The sequence below is a fragment of the Vicinamibacteria bacterium genome (genome assembly GCA_035620555.1).
Lineage (GTDB): Bacteria > Acidobacteriota > Vicinamibacteria > Marinacidobacterales > SMYC01 > DASPGQ01.
Map to the genome: position 1 here is coordinate 1 of DASPGQ010000466.1, position 2826 is coordinate 2826.

The following is a 2826-nucleotide window of genomic DNA, read 5'->3' on the forward strand; positions in this document are numbered from 1 at the left end:
CTCCGAGAAGGGCGATTAGTTTCCGCTTACTCTTCAGATGGTCCTGGTGCGTACCACGGGTGTGACAATCTTCGAGTTTGTCCGACGGCCTGTCTAAAACACGAAAACCGGTCTGTGCGTGTTGCACGTTGACCTCCTTCCTTTCCTTGCTACCCTGCGCGCAAGGCAAAGGGCGTGGCATTGATCGGGGCGCACCCTCCCGGTCTTGCGGAGAATTTCGGCCCAACAGCCCGTTCATCCTCTAATGGCACCTGGCTTCAAGGCATTTCATTCGTGCGCTATCGGGTTTTTACTAGGGAGGGAGCGTTTAACCGCTCGATTGCGTCTTATTGATTAGAGGGCAAAGGAAAGCGGAAACGGGCTCGACACGAGGGCGCGGTTCAAGATTCCCACGACACCATCCTTCAGCTTTCGCTGTAGCGCAGACCTAGGTAAACCAGAAGAAAGAGCCCACCTACGAACGCCGCCATGACCAGTAGCTTCTTCTTCATGCTCCAACCGCTGTAGTACTGGGACTGGGCCATCAGTAATTCGCTGAAGCGAAGTTGACGTCCATCAGTCAGACATATGCCTTCAGCGGAAACCTCCTCGAGAACGCCGGTTACAACCGTATCGTCCCGTAGTTGAACGCGAATGACGATTCCTGTCGGCAACTCTTGAAGTTGGCTCCGCAATGCCCATTCCTGGACCCGCGCTGGCGTGAGAAAGGATTTCGCCTCCTCGTGCATGTTCGAAATCCGCTCTCGAAGGACCTTGGCTGTAGGCGTGTCGGGCAGGTTTGAAATAAATTGAGCCTCTTGGCCAAATGAGACCGTGGTCTGGAAAACCAAGAGCAGACACAATCCCAACGCGGTGAATTTCATGGCGCGACCTCCGCCGAGCATGAGCGTTTCAAACCGACTTCACCCCTTAATGGCGTCGGCGTTCGAAGCGTTTCAGCTCTGGCTGATTGAACCGCGCTCGATTCCCGCCTACAATCGCCGAACCGGCAGGCAACCATGATTGGCCGGACACTTTCCCACTACAGAATCCTGGACAAGCTCGGCTCGGGCGGAATGGGTGACGTATATCTCGCGGAAGACACCAAGCTGGACCGCAAGGTCGCCCTCAAGGTCCTCCCACCCGAGACCGTGAGCGAGAAGCGCCGAGAGCGTTTCAAGCGGGAAGCCAAAGCCATCGCCGCTCTCGATCATCCCAACATCGTCCAGGTCTTCTCGGTCGAAGAGGCAGAGGGCATCCACTTCATTACGATGCAGCTCGTTCAGGGGAAGACCCTCACGCATCTCATCCCTAAGAACGGATTCCCGCTGAGCCAGTTCTTCGACATCGCCATTCCACTCGCGGACGCCGTCGCTGCCGCCCATCAAGAAGGCATCACCCACCGGGACTTGAAGCCCGATAACGTCATGGTCACCGACGACGGTCGTGTGAAGGTGCTCGACTTCGGACTGGCGAAGCCCACAGGTGGATTCGCGAGAACGGACGAAGCGAGCGATGTTCCCACGGTGGCAAAGACCGACGAGGGAGTTATCGTCGGCACCGTCAGCTACATGTCGCCGGAGCAGGCCGAGGGAAAACCCGCCGATGCCCGCTCCGACGTTTTCTCGCTGGGAATTGTCTTCTATGAAATGATGACTGGCCGCCGTCCGTTCGAAGGAGACACCCCGACGGCGGTGCTCTCGTCCATCATCAAAGACGTCCCGCCCGCCGTATCTGAGATCCGCTCTGGCATTTCTCGCGAGCTATCCCGAATGGTGCGACGCTGTCTCGCAAAAGATCGGTCACGGCGTCTGCAGAATGCTCTCGATGTTCGGAACGAGCTCGAAGAGTGTAAGAGTGAGATGGATTCCGGCGTGAACATCGCGGCTCCCACGCGACAAGGGTTTCGATGGCTTCCAATGCTCGGAGGGGTCGCTCTTCTCGTCCTCGTAACGCTTTCAGGATACTCCCTTCTTCGACCGAACGACGTCCGCAAGAGACTCGTTCGACCGCGCCAGCTCACGTCCGCGATTGGTGTCGAGCAGTATGCAACGTGGTCTCCCGACGGCGGCCGTCTCGCCTACATGTCGGACCAGAGCGGAAACTCGGATGTCTGGGTCATCCAGGTGGGCGGGGGACCGCCGGTGAACCTGACGACCAATCACCCGGGCTTCGACGGTCTGCCCAGCTGGTCTCCGAAGGGAGATCAAATCGCCTTCTTGTCGGACCGCGAAGATGGCGGATACTTTGTTGTGTCGGCGCTCGGGGGAACGCCGAGGAGACTCTTGGAGATACTCGGGCCGCAGACGGGATCGCCGCCACAATGGTCGCCCGATGCCGCGCGGCTCGCCTGCGTCCTGTACGAAGATGGTGCCGCAGTCGCGGAAATCGTCTCCCTGGACTCTGGTGCAGCGACCCGGGTGCCGTTGCCGGGACGTGAGGGGTACAGTCGACTCGACCTGGCGTGGTCGACGGACGAGCGCTTCTTCGCCTACGTCGATGCCCGAAACTACACGGCCCAGGTGACGCAGATCCGTGTCGTGCGGCTCGAAGATGGAGAAAGCTACGCCGTCACGGATGGGATGACGAACGCCTTGAGCCCGAGGTGGTCGCTGGACGGCCGGACCCTGTACTTCGTCTCGAACCGCGACGGCAGCATGGACCTCTGGGCGCAGCCGATGAGCGGAGACGGAGCACCGAGAGGCGATCCGCGACCCTTGACGACGGGGCTCGCGATCCGGAGCGCGACGTTGTCTCCCGACGGCACCACACTCGCGTACTCCCGGGGCCGCGAGATACGGAACATTTTTCGGGTGCCGATTCTCTCAGACCGCTTGGCGACGTGGG

General features: G+C 59.7%; 2 protein-coding genes. One reads left to right on the top strand and one right to left on the bottom strand.

Annotated elements, in window-relative coordinates; all coding sequences use genetic code 11:
• Positions 1-404: 404 nt before the first annotated feature.
• Positions 405-863 carry a hypothetical protein gene (locus VEK15_18895; protein HXV62774.1) on the bottom strand — a complete coding sequence of 153 codons (459 nt, stop codon included), beginning with the start codon at positions 861-863 and terminating at the stop codon, positions 405-407.
• A 135-nt stretch (positions 864-998) separates the two neighbouring features.
• Here VEK15_18895 and VEK15_18900 point away from each other — a divergent pair.
• The coding region (locus VEK15_18900; protein ID HXV62775.1) for a protein kinase at positions 999-2826 on the top strand (1828 nt) is incomplete at its 3' end.

What these genes read in the sequence shown, in the direction of transcription:
- VEK15_18895 (HXV62774.1), bottom strand. Translation starts at nt 863, where the DNA reads ATGAAATTCACCGCGTTGGGATTGTGTCTGCTCTTGGTTTTCCAGACC.